This is a genomic window from Microvirga lotononidis, assembly GCF_034627025.1.
In the GTDB taxonomy this organism is placed as follows: domain Bacteria; phylum Pseudomonadota; class Alphaproteobacteria; order Rhizobiales; family Beijerinckiaceae; genus Microvirga; species Microvirga lotononidis.
Genome location: NZ_CP141048.1, coordinates 2938829 through 2956301 on the forward strand (window position 1 = coordinate 2938829; position 17473 = coordinate 2956301).

At 64.4% G+C, this 17473-nt stretch carries 15 protein-coding genes and 1 pseudogene; 8 read left to right on the forward strand and 8 right to left on the reverse strand.

Annotated features, from left to right (window positions below):
- Positions 1–74: 74 nt before the first annotated feature.
- Positions 75–710, reverse strand: a complete 636-nt coding sequence (locus U0023_RS13915) for a response regulator (protein WP_009494684.1) — start codon at positions 708–710, stop codon at positions 75–77.
- Positions 711–833: 123 nt separating this feature from the next.
- The gene (locus U0023_RS13920) at positions 834–2579 is read right to left on the reverse strand and encodes a sensor histidine kinase (protein ID WP_195904259.1); all 1746 of its coding nucleotides are present in this window, start codon (positions 2577–2579) and stop codon (positions 834–836) included.
- Between the two features lie 342 nt (positions 2580–2921).
- Between U0023_RS13920 and U0023_RS13925 the strand changes: the two are divergent.
- From U0023_RS13925 to U0023_RS13940, 4 genes and pseudogenes are all read left to right on the forward strand, one after another.
- Positions 2922–3290 (forward strand): annotated as a pseudogene (locus U0023_RS13925) (SUMF1/EgtB/PvdO family nonheme iron enzyme); the annotation flags it as partial.
- 250 nt (positions 3291–3540) lie between these two features.
- On the forward strand, positions 3541–3915 hold the full coding sequence (locus U0023_RS13930; RefSeq protein WP_009494689.1) for an Ig-like domain-containing protein: 375 nt from the start codon (positions 3541–3543) through the stop codon (positions 3913–3915).
- Positions 3916–4096: 181 nt separating this feature from the next.
- Positions 4097–5101, forward strand: coding sequence for an HAD family hydrolase (locus U0023_RS13935; protein ID WP_040639675.1), 1005 nt, complete (start codon positions 4097–4099; stop codon positions 5099–5101).
- A gap of 95 nt (positions 5102–5196) precedes the next feature.
- Complete coding sequence (locus U0023_RS13940) at positions 5197–5982, forward strand: hypothetical protein (RefSeq protein WP_009494693.1); 786 nt, start codon at positions 5197–5199, stop codon at positions 5980–5982.
- A gap of 216 nt (positions 5983–6198) precedes the next feature.
- Here U0023_RS13940 and U0023_RS13945 read toward each other — a convergent pair whose 3' ends face one another.
- On the reverse strand, positions 6199–6603 hold the full coding sequence (locus U0023_RS13945; RefSeq protein ID WP_009494705.1) for a PilZ domain-containing protein: 405 nt from the start codon (positions 6601–6603) through the stop codon (positions 6199–6201).
- Positions 6604–6824: 221 nt separating this feature from the next.
- Positions 6825–7868 (reverse strand): L-glyceraldehyde 3-phosphate reductase, encoded by a 1044-nt coding sequence (gene mgrA / locus U0023_RS13950; RefSeq protein WP_009494707.1) that lies wholly within the window; start codon positions 7866–7868, stop codon positions 6825–6827.
- Positions 7869–8106: 238 nt separating this feature from the next.
- On the opposite strand from mgrA, the gene U0023_RS13955 reads away from it, so the two are divergent.
- Entirely contained in the window at positions 8107–8919 is an 813-nt protein-coding gene (locus U0023_RS13955) for a nickel-binding protein (RefSeq protein WP_009494708.1), read from the forward strand.
- Between the two features lie 89 nt (positions 8920–9008).
- Positions 9009–9293: a hypothetical protein gene (locus U0023_RS13960; protein WP_009494713.1), complete on the forward strand. Its 285-nt coding sequence runs from the start codon at positions 9009–9011 to the stop codon at positions 9291–9293.
- 100 nt (positions 9294–9393) lie between these two features.
- Here U0023_RS13960 and uvrB read toward each other — a convergent pair whose 3' ends face one another.
- Both uvrB and U0023_RS13970 read right to left on the reverse strand, forming a co-directional pair.
- Positions 9394–12099 (reverse strand): excinuclease ABC subunit UvrB, encoded by a 2706-nt coding sequence (gene uvrB, locus U0023_RS13965; protein WP_009494715.1) that lies wholly within the window; start codon positions 12097–12099, stop codon positions 9394–9396.
- Positions 12100–12146: 47 nt separating this feature from the next.
- Positions 12147–13190, reverse strand: a complete 1044-nt coding sequence (locus tag U0023_RS13970; protein ID WP_009494720.1) for a DUF808 domain-containing protein — start codon at positions 13188–13190, stop codon at positions 12147–12149.
- Between the two features lie 198 nt (positions 13191–13388).
- On the opposite strand from U0023_RS13970, the gene U0023_RS13975 reads away from it, so the two are divergent.
- Positions 13389–15569, forward strand: a complete 2181-nt coding sequence (locus U0023_RS13975) for an esterase-like activity of phytase family protein (protein WP_009494722.1) — start codon at positions 13389–13391, stop codon at positions 15567–15569.
- Between the two features lie 160 nt (positions 15570–15729).
- Here the strand turns inward: U0023_RS13975 and U0023_RS13980 are convergent, their stop codons facing one another.
- Positions 15730–15960 (reverse strand): hypothetical protein, encoded by a 231-nt coding sequence (locus U0023_RS13980; RefSeq protein WP_009494723.1) that lies wholly within the window; start codon positions 15958–15960, stop codon positions 15730–15732.
- Between the two features lie 138 nt (positions 15961–16098).
- Positions 16099–16488 carry a DUF3775 domain-containing protein gene (locus tag U0023_RS13985; RefSeq protein WP_009494724.1) on the reverse strand — a complete coding sequence of 130 codons (390 nt, stop codon included), beginning with the start codon at positions 16486–16488 and terminating at the stop codon, positions 16099–16101.
- A 149-nt stretch (positions 16489–16637) separates the two neighbouring features.
- Here U0023_RS13985 and U0023_RS13990 point away from each other — a divergent pair, with 149 nt between their 5' ends.
- Positions 16638–17468 carry a C13 family peptidase gene (locus U0023_RS13990; RefSeq protein WP_009494725.1) on the forward strand — a complete coding sequence of 277 codons (831 nt, stop codon included), beginning with the start codon at positions 16638–16640 and terminating at the stop codon, positions 17466–17468.
- Positions 17469–17473: the final 5 nt, after the last annotated feature.

Consider the following 17473-nt stretch of genomic DNA (forward strand, 5'->3'; position numbering starts at 1 on the left):
GGCGTGGAATCATCCCTTCTGTGCGGAGCCGCATTGTTTGACGGCGAACCGGATCCACTTCGCCGAACAATGCTTTAATTCTCCACGAGCTTGTTGCGGATCGCGTAGCGGATCAGGGCGGCGGTCGTGTCGAGGTTGAGCTTGCGCAGGGCCAGGGCGCGATGGGTCTCGACGGTCTTGGTGCTGACGCTGAGGATGTCGGCAATCTGCTTGTTGGTCTTGCCTTCGGCGATCAGTTGCACCACGGCCTTCTCGCGGGAGGTCAGCGCCGAGGCGTTCGTGGTTCCCTTGGACAGGTAGGTCTCGAGCAGGGCCTCCGACACCTTGCCGGTGAAGAACGGCTTGTGTGCGGCCAGACTTTCCACTGCCGAGACGAGGAACTGTTTCGCGTCGGATTTCAGCAGAAAGCCCCGGGCTCCCGCCTCCAGCACGTCCCTGATCAGGCTGTCGGTGTCGTGCATGGTGAAGATCAGGACCTCGATGCCGGGAACCCGGCCCCGGATTTGCCGGGTGGCCTCGACACCGTTCACCAGCGGAAGACCGTAATCGAGAATGACCACGTCGGGACGGGTCGCCACGGCCTGATCGATGGCATCCTTGCCGTTCCGGGCCTCGCCGATCACTTCCCAGCCTTCATGTGCTTCCAGGATCGTGCGGACCCCGGAGCGGACTACGTCGTGATCGTCGGCGATCAGGATGCGCGTCTTCATGGAACATCCTTTGACGACAGTTCGGCCTGTTCGGGCGTTCCCGAATCCGGAAAGGATATACCTTCGGGCGGTCGGCCCCACCTTGTCAAAACCCTGAAATCACTGGCGGCAGACCCTGAATCTTCAGAACGGAACTTCCCTGTCGGCCTTCGCCGGACGGGACAGCCACGGGTGCAGCAGGCGGCGGGCATGGGTCCGCGCCTGTCCTGCCGCCGCCACCGGAACGATGGCAATGATCGACGTGCCGCGCGGGCCGGTCCTGATCTTCAGGTCGCCGCCGAACTGCTCCAGACGGGCGCGCATGCCCGCGATGCCCACGCCGAGCCGGACGGGGCCATCCGTCCGGTCGCGGCCCACCATCCCGTATCCGTTGTCGCGGATGCGAACGACCAAGCGTCCCGATTGGATCCTGGCGTCAACCGACACCCGCGAAGCGCCCGCATGCCGGTGGACGTTGGTGAGGGCCTCCTGCACCACGCGCAGGATCGTCCGTTGGAGGTCGGCCGGGAGATCATCGACCTCCTCGGGAATCCGAATTCGAGCGACAAGTCCCGTCCGACCGGCGAAGCCTTCGGCGAAATCCCGGAGAGTGGCCTGAAGACCGTCGTTCGTCAGGTTCGGCGGATGCAGCAGGTAGGTGAAGATGCGAAGTTCCCGCAACGCCTCGGTCTGGAGGTCTTCGATATCGGCCAGCGCTTTGCGGGCTGCAGGGTATTGCGAGACCGCGCCTTCCAGGCCGTTGAGCCTGAGATTGGCCGCCACGATATGCTGAGCCGTCGAATCGTGGAGTTCGCGGGCGATGCGCTGGCGTTCCTCCTCCTGAAGAAAGAGCAGCTGGTAGGACAGCTCGCTGACCTGCTTTCGCGCTCCGGTGACCTGATCGGACAACAACTGGAGAGGGCGCTCCACCTCGCGAGCGGTGAACAAGGCGGCGAAACCACCCGCGACAAGGAGGATGGCGGCCATCCCGGCGATCTGCCGCAGAGCGCCTGCTAGCGGTGCATCGACAACGGAGAGCGGGACCGTCACGACACTTGTCCAATCCGTTGCCTCTGAGCTGCGATACGCAACCAGCACCGGGATCCCGCGCTCGTCGGCACCCTCAATCAAACCGTGCGCGGTCTCGCCGTCTTCGCCCGCGAGACGCCTCGCCAAGGCGTCCGGCATGGGAGGTCGCGACGACGTCTCGTTGCCTCTGATGGTCACGATAGGCTGGAGCTTCCGGTCATAGAGGCCCAGCGTCCAGTCCTGGGGAGCGTTTTGGCCTCTCAGGATGGTGCCGAGATGGTCCTGCGAGAGAATGGTGGTGATGAAGCCCTTCATGGTCCCGTCATCGTGGTTGATCCGCAGGCTGAGTGCGATGACGGTCGTTCCTGGCTTCACGAGGCTCCCCATCCGTCCCGACACCGCCCAGCCGCGGTCCCGGATCCGGTTGATGGCTTCAGGATAATTCGGGAAATCCCGGTGCCGGGGAAGCGGTGCACCGAGCGGCTTGAGAGTATTGGCGACCTGTCCGTCCATGTCCTGAAGGATCAGCCAGGATCCCGCGGGAATCGGCGTTGCCTTGAGCTGGTCGTAGAAACTCCTGTCGTCGCCGGCCTTCAGGGCAGGCGACGACGACAATCCCTTCAGCAGGGCATTGCCCGCGTATACTTCCTGATCGAAGCCGAAGGACAACGCTAATGCCGTGCCGAGAGTACGCTCTCGAATGATATCCCGTTCATGCCGCGCCTTCGAGAGCAGCAGCGCGGCAGCGACAAGGCATGTGATCAGGATGATGGTGGCGAAGATCAGGGCGACCCGCCCTCGTAGACTCCGAGGCAGGTTGGGAAGCGCGCGCGCGATTGTCGGTGCGGTGCCATCGCTCAAGACGGCGCCCTCCGGCCGCAAGGGCAACGCAACGGGACCAAGACCGCGACCGTCCTCGGTCAATAACATAGGTTAAACCCTGAACCCGGTTTCTGTCGACCATCCTCGTAAGAGCAGCGCGGAAACTGAGCCTTTCCCAGCATGGCCATTCGCATTGGAGCCAGGGCAACGGAAGCGCTGAACCAGGGTTCGCCTCCAGCAATTTCAGGGCAGACCCCAATAGACTTGCACCCGCGTCCGGAGAGACAGTTCAGACATGCCGGCACGGGAGCACAACCCATGTTGCGTGTCGTTTCCCAAGACCATTGCGCCCATCGTCCCAGCGCCCGTTCGCACACCGACATGATCCGGATTCCGGGCGGCACGTTCCGGATGGGATCGGACCGCCATTATCCCGAGGAGGCACCTGTCCACCGCGTGACGGACGACGGGTTCTGGACCGACAGGAGCCCAGTCACCAACCGCCAGTTCCGCGACTTCGTCCGCACGACCGGCTACGTCACATTCGCCGAGAGAGAGCCGGACCCGAAGGACTATCCGAATGCTCTGCCGCATATGCTCAGGCCCGGCTCGCTCGTCTTCAGCCCGCCGAACTATCCGGTGAACGTAAACGACTGGGGACAGTGGTGGGCCTACGTCTTCGGCGCCAGCTGGCGCCGGCCCTATGGTCCCGGTTCGACGATCAAAGGATTGGACGACCACCCCGTGGTGCAGCACCTTCTGACGTACGAGAAGTTCCCGCCCTTGCAGGCCTCAGAATCCTACAACCTCAGCGGCGTGCTGGAACAGGTCAGGAAGGCCAACGCCAGCCACGCGAGCGATTAGCCGCGGCCCTCGGTCCTGAGATGCGACATGGCGGGTATTCGATCGAGAGATGCTCGCCACGCCATCCAAAAAGAAGATTCCGTGCAGGGGGAACGCCTCGATCAATTGCAGAGGCTTGTCGAGAGGAGAGACTGTCATGACGAAGTCGATTTCAATCGTAGTGCTCCCAGTGGCGTTGCTGTGTGCCGGGTCGGCGCTCGCACAGGCGCCGGCCATGTGCGTCATCGAGGGCAACCAAGCGATCATGGGGGCGAACATGAACGCTGCGTTCGATGTCCAGGCGGGACAGGGATGCATGTCCGATCTCACCCCCCAGGGAACGCTCACCCGTTCGGAGATCAGCCAGAGGCCGCAGCATGGCACACTGAACATGGTCGACAAGGACACGTGGACCTACACGCCCGCCCCAGGCTACAGCGGCCCCGACAGCTTTGCGATCACCGCAACGGGGCAGAGCATCGACGAGAAACCCGGCACCTCGGTGTTCAGCTACAGGGTGAACGTGAGATAGCAGCGAACGGCGCGTTCACGGCTCGCCTTGATCGGACCGGAGCCTGTCGAGGCCCAGGAGTTCAGACGTCCGATGAGGCCTTAGACGGATAGCCGCCAGGCGGACGTTCGACAAAGTCGGGTGAACAGAACGCGCCGACCCTGTTCCGGGGCGCACGGCATGGAGAGCCAATATGAGCAGGATGGGATGGCCGAGAATTCGCGTCGCAGCACTCTCGATTATCGCTCTCTTTTCGTTCTGGATCTCGGCCGCGACTGCCCAGATCGATCCGCTGCCCTCCTGGAACGAGGGCAGCGTCAAGCAAGCGATCATCGCCTTCGTCACAGCTGTAGCCCGGGAGGGATCTCCGGATTTCATCCCCGAATCCGATCGAATCGCCACCTTCGACAATGACGGTACGCTTTGGATCGAGCAGCCGATCTACGTCCAGTTCGCCTTCGCCCTCGACAGGGTGAAAACGCTGGCGCCGCAGCATCCGGAATGGAGGGATAAGCAGCCCTTCAAGGCCGTTCTCGACGGGGACATGGAGGCGGTGGCAGCCATGGGAGAGCATGGCGCCGTCGATATCGTCGCTGCGACGCATGCGGGCATGACGCCGGACGATTTCAGGACAATCGCCAAGGAATGGCTCGCGACCGCCAAGCATCCGCGCTTCGGCCGCCGCTACGATGATCTTGTTTATCAGCCCATGCTTGAAGTGCTTGCCTACATGCGCGCCAACGGGTTCAAGACATTCATCGTCTCAGGCGGAGGCATCGAGTTCATGCGGGCCTTTGCGCCGGAGCGGTACGGTATCCCGTCGGGGCAGATCGTGGGCTCCAGCATCGTGACGACCTTCGAGCGCCGTGACGGTAGGCCGACGCTGTTCCGGCTGCCGAAAGTCAACTTCGTGGATGACGGGCCCGGAAAGCCGGTGGGGATCGATCAGCATATCGGTCTGCGTCCTGTCGCGGCCTTCGGAAATTCCGACGGCGATCTCGAAATGCTGCAATGGACGACCGAAACCGGCGGACGTCGCCTCGGTGTCGTCGTGCATCACACCGATGCGGAGCGCGAATACGCATATGACCGGGATTCCAAGGTTGGGCGGCTCGACAAGGCGCTCGACGCCGCAGCGCAGGAGAGGTGGACCGTCGTCGACATGAAACGCGATTGGAAAGTCATCTTCCCGGCTGAGGCGCGCTGATTGCGGGCCGCCTCGGTTCAGACTGTGTTGCCCAAGGTGATGACGTCGGTGCGGAGAACCCGACGAAGCCGACAATACGAGAAGGAGCTCTCGCCATGTTCAGCAAGCAATTCGCCTGTTTCATTCTGGTGACCGGCAGCCTCTGCGCGACGGCCGGCATGGCGCTCGCGCAGGACGCGGGCACGAGGCCGCAACCGCCCCTGACGAAGACCATCGGTCGGGTCACGCCCACCGGTCCGGTTCCCTCGCTCGCCGTCATCAACGCAGCCGGAGCGAAGCTCGATGGCAACAAGCTGACCTTGACCGGCGTGTCGGCGAACTCGATCGTCTTCGCCGATCGGCCCGTGCGGGCAGCGGGCCATGTGATGACCGAGCAGTTCATCATGCAGTGGGACGAGGGCAAGGACAACTTCGCCGTGGATCCACCCAATGCCACCGTGTCCGTCCTGGGCGGTGACGGCTCGAAGGTCAGCGACGCCGTGGTGACGCTGAAATCGCCGAAGCTCGAGGGCGGCAATCTCACCTTCGACGTTGCGGTGCTGGAAGGCAATCTGGCCGGGGCGAGCGGACCCGCGGCGCTGTTCATCGATCATTTCGGCGGCTTCGGCGGTGGATTCCGCGGCGGCGGGTTCGATCGGTTCGGAGGCGCGGACCGTCTCGACGGCAACCGCTTCGGCTATGCGCGCGTCGGCGACGTCAATGTCGTGCGCGGCAATTACTGGCACGCCCCGGTCTATCGAGGGGCCTGGTATGGATCCGGCGCCACGGCGGCCGGCATCGCCGCCGGAACCGCCATGGGAGCCGCCGAGGCGGCCAATCCGGACCTTGGATACGGCGGCGGGGGCCTGTGCGGCTATTACCCCTATGGGCCCTGCTACTGAACGGGTCATATGCCCACGGGAGACAACTGGCGCGAGTGTGCGGAGATCCCGTCACTCGCCCAGCCTTCCAAGTGCGAGGCCTCGAAACATGATAGCCAACCTGAAGTCCCGGATGGGCTTGGCCGCTGGTTTCGCCTCCGCGATGGCGTTCAGCGGCTGCATGGGAAGGCAGGCGGGAAGGCGGCGCGCGGCCCTGGATCCCGAAAAATGCGCCCGTCAGGCGGTGGTGCGATAGAGCTTGAGGTTCTTGCGGGCAGGCTTGGATGCGAGATGGGGCGGCATGGCGGCCTGTTCGAGGCATACCTCGAACCGCAGCGCCTCGGGGGCCTCCGCGGCCGGTGCGAGATCGGCCTCCTCGGCGCTGAAGGCGACCCCGGCAAAATCGCCGTTGCGCCAGCACACCCGCGCGCGGCGAACTTGCAGGTCATGGGCCGCGATGTACAGCTCGAAGCTTTCCGGCAGATCCATGTGCCGCTTGACCGCGATCCTGGCCCCGCCGGTGGAGATGTCCTTCACCAGGCACGAGATCATCGCCTCAGGACCCAGCATGATTTTTGCCGGGTGATGCGTGGGAAAACGCCTGTCTTTCCGACGATTGTCGAGGGCAGTGACGGAATCCATGGGGATGACCTTAGGTCAAGTGGCCGATGAAGCTTGGCATTAACCACTTGTTAACCGACTTCTCAAGTCCCTCCGAAGGAGTATTCGTCTAAAAGCTAAGGCCTTTTGTGGATCGCGCAGGCATGCGGATGCGCGCCGCACGATGCGCTCCTTGAAGGATGGCGCATCGTGCTCTGTCCCGAAAGGGGAGGTCCCCTTTGGGACCGATGCTCTGCTGTGGATTACCGGGCAGGTCCTTTCCGCTCCGCCGAGGCCGCCCAGATGTTCAGGTCGCCCTCGCCGGCATAGCGGTCGATCTCGGCGAGCTCCTCCGCCGTGAAGGAGGGATTCTTGAGCGCGCCGACGCAGTCGACGACCTGCTCGGGACGGCTGGCGCCGATGAGCGCCGAGGTGACGCGCCCGCCGCGCAGCACCCAGGCCAGGGCCATCTGCGCCAGGGTCTGGCCGCGCCGTTCGGCGATGCCGTTGAGGCCGCGGATGCGGGCGATGTTGTCTTCGTTGAGGAAGCTCGTGCGCAGGGACTTGCCCTGGGCCGCGCGGCTCTCGTCCGGAATGCCGTTGAGGTATTTCGTCGTCAGCATGCCCTGCGCCAGCGGCGAGAACACGATGGATCCCATGCCGAGATCGTCGAGGGTGTCGAGCAGCCCGTCCTCCTCGATCCAGCGGTTGAGCATCGAATAGCTCGGCTGGTGGATGATGCAGGGCGTCTTCAGCTCGCGCAGGATGGCCAGCGCCTCGCGGGTGCGCTGGCTGTTGTAGGACGACAGGCCCACATAGAGCGCCTTGCCCTGCCGGACGGCCGAATCGAGGGCCAGCATGGTCTCTTCCAGCGGCGTGTTCGGGTCGAAGCGATGGGAATAGAAGATGTCGACGTAGTCGAGGCCCATGCGCTTGAGGCTCTGGTCGAGGCTCGACAGGAGATACTTGCGGCTGCCCCATTCCCCGTAAGGTCCCGGCCACATGCGGTAGCCCGCCTTGGTGGAGATCACCAGCTCGTCGCGCAGGCCGTGGAAGTCGTTGCGCAGGATCTCGCCGAACAAGGTTTCAGCCGAGCCGGGAGGGGGGCCGTAGTTGTTGGCGAGGTCGAAATGGGTGATGCCGAGGTCGAAGGCGGTCCGGCAGATCTCCCGTGCGGTCGCGGCCGACTTGTCCTCGCCGAAATTGTGCCAGAGCCCGAGCGAGATCGCCGGCAGCAGCAACCCGCTGCGGCCGCACCGGTTGTAGAGCATCTCGTCGTAGCGGTTTTCAGCGGGCAGATAGGCCATCGAACTCTCCAGCAGGGCAATGAGGCAGGCGATTTACATAGCGCGTCTCCCGTGCCTTCAACAACTGGGGGATCGGACGGATGGGTGCCCTTCGGCGCTCACCCGTTCGGGACTGGGCGAAAGGGGCATCGCCCGCTGCGGACGAAGCGTGTAAGTTAGGGCCGGTGCGTCGGATCGGAACCCGAAACTGGGTCCGGTCTAGGATCCGATGCGCCAGGGGCACGGAGGGAGATCCACCATGCCCATCTTCCTGGACCGGCACGAGCTGAAGGGCCTGACTGCCGCCGACATCGCCCACGCGCACCAGCAGGACCTGGAGGTCCAGGACCGCTACGGGGTGCGGTTCCTGACCTACTGGTTCGACGACACGCGCGGCACCGCCTTCTGCCTCATCGATGCGCCCGACATCGAGACCGCCATGCAGGTCCATGACGAGGCGCACGGGCAGATCGCCCGCGACGTGATCGAGGTCGATCTGTCGGCCGTCGAGGCCTTTCTCGGGCGCATCTCCGACCCGGAGACGGCGGGCTGCTGTTCCGGCGGAAAGGTCGATCCGGCCCTGCGCGCCATCATGTTCACGGATATCGTCGACTCGACCGCCATGACCGCGCGCCTCGGCGATACGCGCGCCGTCGAGATGGTGCGCGCGCACGACGCCATGGTGCGCCGGGCGCTACGCGACAAGGGTGGGCGCGAGGTCAAGCATACCGGCGACGGGATCATGGCCTCCTTCGACGATGCAACCGCCGCCGTGGATGCCGCCCGGGCGATCCAGCAGGCCTTCGAGGCCTTCAACCTGGCGAGCCGGGAAAAGCTGAGCGTACGCATCGGCCTCGACGCGGGCGAGCCCGTGGCCGACCACAACGACCTGTTCGGCGCCACGGTGCAGCGGGCCGCCCGTCTGTGTCAGAGCGCCGAACCCGACAGCATCGTGGTGTCGGAGGTCATCACGAATCTGGTCGCCCCACGCTTCTCCTTCGTGGATCTCGGAAGCCGCGTCGTGAAGGGCTTTACGCAACCCGTGGAGGCATTCGCGGTGAACTGGCGGTGAGGAAAATTCTTCGATCCGATGGATTGCCACAATGATAGCGCGGGACCTGTCTATCATGGCGGCTCGGGCGAAAGCCGAGGTGCCGGGTGATGGTCAGAGGTCTGGTTTGGCTCGTGCTGTTCGGGACCGCGTCCGTGGCCTTCTATCGGGTGAACGACCGGATCGTATGGGATGTCTGCAGGCGTGAGAGGCGGCCCTATCCGCCGGACTGGACCCGCTCGGTCTACTGGCAATGGCGTACGATGGCCGGTAGCTGGTACGGGGACGCGAAGCACGCCGGGCTCCTTTGGCCCAAAGTCGCCGCTACGGCTGCCATCCTCATGGCCGGTATCTGCCCGGTGCTGACCGGTATCCTTGAAGCCATGTCGGGTTAGCCTCGGGACATATAGCACACATATAGCACATCGGACAGACCTCTGGGTCCGGCCGATTCGCTAGAGGCGGAAAGGCGAGTCCGGCTCTTCGCCGGGTGCCCTACCGCCCTTTGCGTCCCTTGTATTTCGGCTTCTGCCCCGCGAAGCCCTGCGTCGAGCGCGCGGCCGGGCGTTCGCGGTAGTTCAGCGGGATCTCCCGGTCCGTGCCCGGGCCCATTTCGTCGAGGCCGGGCTTGCGGATGCGGGTGCCCTCGTCGGAGCGGCCCTTGCCGGTCGGACCGTAGGAATCGGAATCCTCGTCGCCGGCCGTCGCGCCTTCGCCTGAGGGCGGCAAGCCTTTCGGGGGCAGGTTGGCGCTGCGGCCGTATTTGCGCGAGCCGCCATACTTGCCGGCTTCCTTCTCCACGTCGGATTGCCGCGCCATCGGGTCGTCGCTGATCGCGAGCTCCGTCGCCTGCAGGCGCTTGAGCTCGTCGCGCAGACGCGCGGCCTCCTCGAATTCCAGGTTCGCGGCGGCTTCGCGCATGCGCTTTTCCATGTCGGCGATGACGGCCTTGAGGTTGTGGCCCACCGTCCTGTCGGCGAGGCCCGTATCGACCGATACGTGATCGCGCTCGTAAACGCTCTCGAGGATGTCGGCGATGTTCTTCTTCACGCTCTGCGGCGTGATGCCGTGCTCGACATTGTAGGCAAGCTGCTTCTCACGGCGGCGGTTGGTCTCCGCGATGGCGCGCTCCATGGAACCGGTGATCTTGTCGGCGTAGAGGATCGCCTTTCCTTCGACGTTACGCGCCGCGCGGCCGATGGTCTGCACCAGGGAGGTCTCGGAGCGGAGGAAGCCTTCCTTGTCCGCGTCGAGAATCGCCACGAGCGCGCATTCCGGGATGTCGAGACCCTCGCGCAGGAGGTTGATGCCGATCAGCACGTCGAAGGCGCCGAGCCTCAGGTCGCGGATGATCTCGATCCGCTCTAGCGTGTCGATGTCGGAATGCATGTAGCGTACACGGATGCCGTTCTCGTGCATGTATTCCGTGAGATCCTCGGCCATGCGCTTGGTGAGCGTGGTCACGAGGGTGCGATATCCTTTAGCCGAGAGTTCCTTCACCTCGTGTACGAGATCGTCCACCTGGCTACGCGCCGGCCTGATCTCCACCACCGGGTCGACGAGGCCCGTGGGTCGGATGACCTGTTCCACGAACACGCCGCCGGTCTGCTCCATTTCCCACTTCTGCGGTGTTGCCGACACGTGGATCGATTGCGGGCGCATGGCGTCCCATTCCTCGAAGCGCAGCGGGCGGTTGTCGAGACAGGAGGGGAGCCGGAAGCCGTATTCGGCGAGCGTCGCCTTCCGGCGGAAGTCGCCGCGATACATGCCGCCGATCTGCGGCACGGTCACGTGGCTCTCGTCGGTGAAGACGAGGGCGTTGTCGGGCAGGTACTCGAACAGGGTCGGCGGCGGCTCGCCGGGCTTGCGGCCGGTGAGATAGCGCGAATAGTTCTCGATGCCGTTGCACACGCCGGTAGCCTCGATCATCTCGAGGTCGAACTGCGTGCGCTGCTCGAGCCGCTGCGCTTCGAGCAGGCGGCCCATGCGGGCGAGTTCCTGCAGGCGGTGCTGCAGCTCGTCCTGGATGCCTTTCACCGCCTGCTGCAGGGTCGGGCGTGGCGTCACGTAGTGCGAGTTCGCGTAGACCTTCACGAATTGCAGGTCGTTGGTCTTCTTGCCGGTGAGCGGATCGAACTCGACGATGCTCTCGATCTCGTCCCCGAACAATCCGATGCGCCAAGCACGGTCCTCCAAGTGGGCCGGGAACAGTTCGATCACGTCGCCGCGCACGCGAAACGTGCCACGCGCGAAATCGCTCTGGATGCGCTTGTATTGCAGGGCCACGAGGTCGGCGATGAGCTGGCGCTGCTCAATGCGCTCGCCCACCTTCACCGAGAAGGTCATGGCCGTATAGGTCTCGACCGAGCCGATACCGTAGATGCACGACACGGACGCCACGATGATCACGTCGTCGCGCTCCAGCAGGGCGCGCGTCGCCGAGTGGCGCATGCGGTCGATCTGCTCGTTGATGGAGCTTTCCTTCTCGATGAAGGTGTCCGAGCGCGGCACATAGGCCTCGGGCTGGTAGTAGTCGTAGTACGAGACGAAATACTCCACCGCGTTGTCGGGGAAGAACGACTTGAACTCGCCGTAGAGCTGAGCGGCGAGCGTCTTGTTCGGCGCGAGGATGAGGGCAGGGCGCTGCGTCTCCTCGATCACCTTGGCCATGGTGAAGGTCTTGCCCGAGCCGGTGACGCCGAGAAGCACCTGATCGCGCTCGGCCCGCCGCACGCCGTCCACCAGCTCGCGGATGGCGTTGGGCTGGTCGCCGGAGGGCGTGAAATCGGACTTGATCTTGAACGGGATACCGCCTTCCGACTTCTCGGGGCGAGGCGGGCGGTGCGGCACCCAGGGCTTGCCGTTCTTGAAGCGGGGATCGCCTTCCGTGAGGAGCCGCGACAGCGCGTCGACGGTGGCGGAGAAACCGGACCCGGAGCCAAGGTCGCCCAGTTCTTCGGCGACGTCCGGCCCGTCGTCCGGGCCTTTCAGGCCGAGTTTCTTGGCCAGCGCCGGGTCGACATCGGTGATGTCGCCATGAATGAAGGTTTCCTGTGCCCGCTCGGCAAAGCCCTCGGCCGCCTCCCGTTCCCGATTGACGGCGGGATTCAGAAGTTCTGCCAGATGAGGGGCTAGAGGCTTCAGATCAGGTTTGGACGCCTTCCCGGTGGAAAGCTTGGGCTTCTTGGGTGATTTGGCCATAGAACGAATATGGTACGAACAGCTGAGGAATGGAAGAGGATTGGTGGTTATACCGTAGGCTTCTCGGCCCTCCGGCTCCCACCGCGCAAGGCCTTCAGCAGCGGCACCGCGACGAAATGGATGCCGGGGATCAGGATGGCCCCGAGGAGAAGCCCGACAAGACCCGAGGCGGCGGCGGTGACCAGCCATTCCACGGCGCCACTGATGCTCGGGACCGCGTGACCTGCCGCCGCAGCGATATCGTGGATGACGTGGCCGGGCCCGGTGACGCCGTAGCCTTCGAGCCCGTGAATGATGATGCCGCCGCCAACCCAGACCATCGCGGCAGTGCCCACGATGGCGAGGGTCTTGAGCAGGCCCGGCATGGCCTTCACGAGGCCGCGGCCGAACGCCCTGGTGAGCGGTGCCAGCAGGCGGTCCGTGTGCAGGGGCGCGCTCTCGGGCGAGCGCCGCAGAAGGCTGGAGATCGGCGTCGCGGTGCGGGCGAGCGCCACGCCGACATCGTCCGCCTTCACGATCAGGGCGACGCCGCCATAGACCAGGGCCGTGATGCCGATGCCCACGATGGCGAGCACCACGGCCTGCATCCAGGTCGATCCCGCCGGGATGTTGGCCAGTGTGATCGCCATGATTTCGGCCGAGAGGATGAAGTCGGTCTTGATGGCGCTGCTGACCTTCTCGTCCTCCACGTTCCCGGCCGTCTGGGTGGCCCGCTCATGCTCATGGGCCCCATGGGAAAACAGCGCCCCGAAGACCTTTTCCGAACCCTCGTAGCACAGATAGGCGCCGCCGATCATGAGCAGCGGCGTGATGGCCCAGGGGGCGAACAGGCTGAGGAGCAGGGCCAGGGGGAGGAGGTAGATCAGCTTGTTCTTGAGGGAGCCCAGAGCGATCTTGCCGACGATCGGCAATTCCCGGGCGGCCGAGAAGCCCGTCACATAGCGCGGCGTCACGGCGGCGTCGTCGATCACAACGCCGGCCGCCTTCGCGCCGGCCTTGGCCGCCTGGGCGGTCACATCGTCGAGCGAGGCCGCCGCGACCTTGGCGATGGCCGCGATGTCGTCCAGCAAGGCGATCAGGCCTATGCTCATGAAGGCTCCTGTCGAAATCGGTCTGTGTAACGGTGATTCGATGAGCAACAGCTATCGATAGGTTTCGGTCTCGACAACGTTTGACATGGGGCTTGGGTGCAAAACGGCATCCCGGTGCCGTTCACCTATCGTCATCGGCCCGTCATATGACGAGCGCATGAGGATCCGGCTAACCTTGACCGTCTCAGCGAGAACCCCATGTACCGCTCCTTCATCGCCGGCTCGCTTGCAGCCGCTCTCCTCTCGGGCACGGCGCTCAGCGCCTCCGCGGCGGAGTATTTCGACCGAATCGCCAGCTTCCCCATCACCTTGAACGCGCCGAAGGATGCCGACCAGAAGGCCGAGACCGTGGCCGAGATCATCTCAGTGAGCGAGGACGGCAAGCTGCTGGTCTACACGGATAGCCCGCGCAAGGCTGTGGGCTTCATCGACATCACCGATCCGGCTTCGCCGAAGGCCGGCGGTCTGCTTGCGGTGGGTGGCGAACCCACCTCCGTGAAGGTCGTGGGCGGGAAAGCCTATGTGGCGGTCAACACCTCCGAGAGCTTCACCAATCCGAGCGGAAAGCTTGTCGCCGTGAACCTCGCGGACCGCAAGATCTCGTCCGAATGCACCTTGCCGGGACAGCCGGACTCCGTGGCCGCCCATGCGGGCATTCTCGCCATCGCCATCGAGAACGAGCGCAACGAGGAAATCAACGACGGCGCGCTTCCGCAGCTGCCTGCCGGCTCTCTTGTGGTCGCTTCCCTGAACGGCGATCAGGTCGATTGCGCGGCTCTCAAGACCGTGAACCTGACGGGCCTCGCGGAGGTCGTGGGCGAGGATCCGGAGCCGGAATTCGTGGACGTGTCCGACGAGGGCAAGGTCGTCGTGACCATGCAGGAGAACAACCATATCGCCATCGTCGACGGCAAGACCGGCACGGTCGAGGCGCATTTCTCCGCAGGCAGCGTCGACCTCAAGAACATCGACACCAAGAAGGACGGCAAGATCGATCTCTCGGGATCCATGGAGAAGGTCGCCCGCGAGCCGGATGCCGTGCACTGGATCGACGTAAACCGTTTCGTGACCGCCAATGAAGGCGACTGGAAGGGCGGTTCACGCGGCTTCACCATCTTCAACAAGAATGGCAGCGTCGCCTACGAGTCCGGCGCGAGCCTCGAGCACGAGATCGTCTCTCTCGGCCATTACCCCGACAAGCGCAACAAGAAGGGCGTCGAGATCGAAGGCATCGAGACGGGCCGCTTCGGCAACGACAATCTCATCTTCGTCGGTTCCGAACGCGGATCGGTCGTCGCCGTCTACCGCGATACGGGCGCAACGCCGGAACTTCTGCAGGTTCTGCCCACCGGCATCGGACCCGAGGGGCTTCTCGCCATCCCGTCGCGCAACCTCTTCGTCGCCACCAGCGAGACGGATCTGCACGGTGAGGGCGGTGCCGCTCCGCACGTGATGATTTACCAGCGCGCCGAGCGTGCGGCTCCCGCTTATCCGACGATCCGCTCGGCGAAGAACGCCGATGGCCTGCCCATGGGCTGGGGTGCGCTGTCGGGACTTGCCGCCGACAAGGCGCAGGCCGGCAAGCTCTATGCGATCACGGACAGCTTCTACAGTGCCGCGCCCCGCATCCTCACCATCGACGCCACGAAGAAGCCCGCGCTGATCACGGCTGAAACGCTCGTGACACGCAACGGCGCCGCCGCAGAGAAACTCGATCTCGAAGGCATCGCCGTGGCACAGGACGGTTTCTGGCTCGCCTCAGAGGGCAATCTGGAAAAAGGCGTGAAGAACCTGCTCATCAAGGTCGATGCCAAAGGCGCGATCCAGCAAGAGATCAATGTTCCGGCTGAGCTCGAAAAGGGTGCCAAGAACTACGGCTTCGAGGGCGTGACCGTCACCGGCTCGGGCGCAGACGAGACCGTGTGGCTCGCCGTCCAGCGCGAGTGGGCAGACGACGGCAAGAATGCCGTGAAGCTTCTTGCCTACAAGCCCTCCGACAAGAGCTGGAGCGCCGTGCGGTATCCGCTCGACAGCACGGATGCCGGCTGGATTGGCCTGTCGGAGATCACCGCGGTGGGCGACCGCGTCATCATCATCGAGCGCGACAACCAGATCGCCGAGAAGGCAAAGGTGAAGAAGCTCTATGCGGTGTCTCTCGCGGACATGAAGCCCGCGAAGATCGGTGGCGAATTGCCGCTCGTGAAGAAGACTTTGGTGCGCGATCTCCTAGCCGACCTGAAAGCGGCCAAGGGTTACGTGCTCGATAAGGTCGAAGGCTTCACGGTCGACGCTGCTGGCGACGCCTACATCGTGACCGACAACGACGGCGTCGATAATTCTTCCGGCGAGACGCAGTTCATCAAGCTCGGAAAGCTCTGAGCATCGTGGGGAGCCGGGGGCAGCGTACCCTCGTCCATGAGCGAAGTAACGGACCCGGACGTACATATCACGTTCGGGTCCAGTGCTGTGGGAAGGCGGTTCCGCTGTCGGGAGTTTCCCTGCACAGGGCGGCGGGTGCAGGCCCTTGAGACGTGGCGGGTCAGGCGGTGAACGCCGTCGGACCCCGCATATAGGCTTCGATCCGGTCGATCTCGACCTGGGTTTCGTCCGGGGACGTGGATGGCTGACCGTCCGGCTGCGCCTCGGTGAGGGGTTGTTCTTCCGTCGGATCGGTCAGGGGGCCGAGGTCGTTCAAAGCGTCGTGGACGGTTTGAAGCAATTCGCTCTGCCCATCGTCGTCCGGGCTCTCAGGGGGTAGGCGCGGACTCATGACATCCTCCTTTGGGAGTAGGCAGGATTATTGGCTCGATCCATGTCACAAATAGGGCGTCATGGCCGGACCGTCGATGCCGATTGCGTGATCTGGACAGGGATCGGCCCTGCCCACTCCTAACGGCTCGGCCGCGCCTCAGGCGCAGCTGCGCCCCATGGCGTTGAGGCCCTCATCCAGAAGGTCGGCCAAGTTGGGGATCCCGATGAGCCAGTCGGCCGTGGAGAGCGAGCTCGCGGCCTCCCGCTCGCGGGCGAGGCGAACGGCGGCGCCCCATTCCTCGGGCTCCATGTCGCCGCGACCGATATAGACCAGGGCGATCAGGTCGGCGCGCTCGTCGTCGTTGAGGCCCGCGATCACGTCGCGGATCTCCTCTTCCGTCGCATCGTCAGGCGAGGAGGTGAGGGCATCGATGCTGCCGTCGTCGATAGGGTTCGAGCCCGAGGCCGGATCGGTGATGCCTTCCTTCACATCGATGGCCCTGACCCGGAGAATGAGTTCGCAAACCTTATCGAGCGCGATGTCCATAAAACCCTCTTGGGATAACTCGTGACGTACCTGACAGGGAAACCCGGAACGGCGCATTCGGTTCAGCTGGCGCCTCGTGCGGGCCCAAGGCCGGTTCTTGGCTTTCGAGGGCGGCTGCGCATAAAGTGAGGTCGAGGCTGGGATATATCATGCGCCGCTTGCTTGCTTTCTGCCTGATTGGGCTCTCGATCGCCATTGGCCCGTTCCATGACGCTCATGGCCAGCCGGCCCGCAGGGCCGATGCGGGCAAGTTGGTGCCGCACCGTCTCGGGCAGACGGACGTCTACATCCTGTCCTTCGGTCTCTGGGGCCCGCAGAGCGTGTTCGAGAGCGAGGCCAGGGGAGCGGCACGCATCCTCGAGGCAAATTTCGACGGAAAAGGACGCTCCATCGTCCGGGTCAACACCAAGCGCCGCGCCGGTGCGACGCCCCAGACCCTCATGGCGGCCGCTACGGCTGCCGGGAAAGCGCTCGATCCCGCCGAGGATATCGTGGTGCTCGTCCTCACCTCCCATGGAGGCCCGGAAGGAATCGGACTCGTGGCAGGTCGCGACGCCCTTCTCGTCACGCCGGACAATGTCCGGGAGTTGCTGGACCGGACCCGGGCCGAGAACCGGGTCCTGATCGTCTCGGCCTGCTATTCGGGCATCTTCGCCCGGGAATTGGCCGATCCGCACACTCTCGTCATCACGGCGGCGGCAGCCGACAAGCCGTCCTTCGGCTGCCGGGACGGGGCAACCTGGACCTATTTCGGCGATGCCTTCTTCAACAAGGCCCTGAGAGGCGAGCGCCGTCTGGATGTCGCGTTCGAGCAAGCGCGCGGGCTGGTCACGCAGCGCGAGCGGCGCGAAGGCTTCGATCCGTCCAACCCGCAGATCGCCGGCGGCGAGCAGGTCCTGGCGCGGCTCAAGGAGGCGGCCTGTCGGGCCGGTGCTCCCACGCAGCAGGCCGGGCGCGCGGCGCGATCGGCGACCTGTTGATCCTG

Excerpts from the sequence above, each read along its gene's own strand:
- U0023_RS13915 (WP_009494684.1), bottom strand. The coding sequence starts at position 710 with ATGAAGACGCGCATCCTGATCGCCGACGATCACGACGTAGTCCGCTCC.
- U0023_RS13930 (WP_009494689.1), top strand. The coding sequence starts at position 3,541 with ATGACGAAGTCGATTTCAATCGTAGTGCTCCCAGTGGCGTTGCTGTGT.
- U0023_RS13935 (WP_040639675.1), top strand. The coding sequence starts at position 4,097 with ATGGGATGGCCGAGAATTCGCGTCGCAGCACTCTCGATTATCGCTCTC.
- U0023_RS13940 (WP_009494693.1), top strand. The coding sequence starts at position 5,197 with ATGTTCAGCAAGCAATTCGCCTGTTTCATTCTGGTGACCGGCAGCCTC.
- U0023_RS13945 (WP_009494705.1), bottom strand. The coding sequence starts at position 6,603 with ATGGATTCCGTCACTGCCCTCGACAATCGTCGGAAAGACAGGCGTTTT.
- mgrA (WP_009494707.1), bottom strand. The coding sequence starts at position 7,868 with ATGGCCTATCTGCCCGCTGAAAACCGCTACGACGAGATGCTCTACAAC.
- U0023_RS13955 (WP_009494708.1), top strand. The coding sequence starts at position 8,107 with ATGCCCATCTTCCTGGACCGGCACGAGCTGAAGGGCCTGACTGCCGCC.
- U0023_RS13960 (WP_009494713.1), top strand. The coding sequence starts at position 9,009 with ATGGTCAGAGGTCTGGTTTGGCTCGTGCTGTTCGGGACCGCGTCCGTG.
- uvrB (WP_009494715.1), bottom strand. The coding sequence starts at position 12,099 with ATGGCCAAATCACCCAAGAAGCCCAAGCTTTCCACCGGGAAGGCGTCC.
- U0023_RS13970 (WP_009494720.1), bottom strand. The coding sequence starts at position 13,190 with ATGAGCATAGGCCTGATCGCCTTGCTGGACGACATCGCGGCCATCGCC.
- U0023_RS13975 (WP_009494722.1), top strand. The coding sequence starts at position 13,389 with ATGTACCGCTCCTTCATCGCCGGCTCGCTTGCAGCCGCTCTCCTCTCG.
- U0023_RS13980 (WP_009494723.1), bottom strand. The coding sequence starts at position 15,960 with ATGAGTCCGCGCCTACCCCCTGAGAGCCCGGACGACGATGGGCAGAGC.
- U0023_RS13985 (WP_009494724.1), bottom strand. The coding sequence starts at position 16,488 with ATGGACATCGCGCTCGATAAGGTTTGCGAACTCATTCTCCGGGTCAGG.
- U0023_RS13990 (WP_009494725.1), top strand. The coding sequence starts at position 16,638 with ATGCGCCGCTTGCTTGCTTTCTGCCTGATTGGGCTCTCGATCGCCATT.